The organism is Streptomyces sp. SID9727 (assembly GCF_010550605.1).
GTDB lineage: Bacteria > Actinomycetota > Actinomycetes > Streptomycetales > Streptomycetaceae > Streptomyces.
The window spans coordinates 1-384 of sequence record NZ_JAAGNI010000202.1; the positions used below are offsets into that span (position 1 = coordinate 1).

1 protein-coding gene is annotated in these 384 nt (G+C 79.4%); it reads right to left on the reverse strand.

Features of this window, described 5'->3' with window-relative positions; all coding sequences use genetic code 11:
- On the reverse strand, positions 1–384 hold a 384-nt coding region (locus tag G3I41_RS13445; RefSeq protein WP_164400446.1), incomplete at both ends, for a hypothetical protein.

Below are 384 nucleotides of genomic sequence, written 5' to 3' on the forward strand. Positions count from 1 at the left end.
GGGTCGGGCACGGGGGCGAGGAGTGCGGCGGCCGTGCCGACGGCGACGGCGGAGCGGGGCAGCAGGGCGGCGGCGCCGAGGACCTCGCGGGCGCGGGCGTGCGCGTCGGGGTCGGTGATGACGACGCCGTCGACGAGCTCGGGGCGGGCGGCGAGGACGGCCGCGTGGTCGGCGGGGTCGACGGCCTGGGCGAGGTAGCGCCAGCCGGGGAGGGCGGGGATGCCCTGCTCGCCGAGGTATTCCACGGTGGCCAGGACGTCCGGGCTCGGCGGGAGGAGGCCGCCGTCGCCGAGCGCGCCCAGGATGCGGGCGTCGTCGGCGGCCGCGGTGCGCAGTTCGAACAGGCGCCGTTCGGCCGAGGCGACGCTCTGGTCGAGCAGGTCG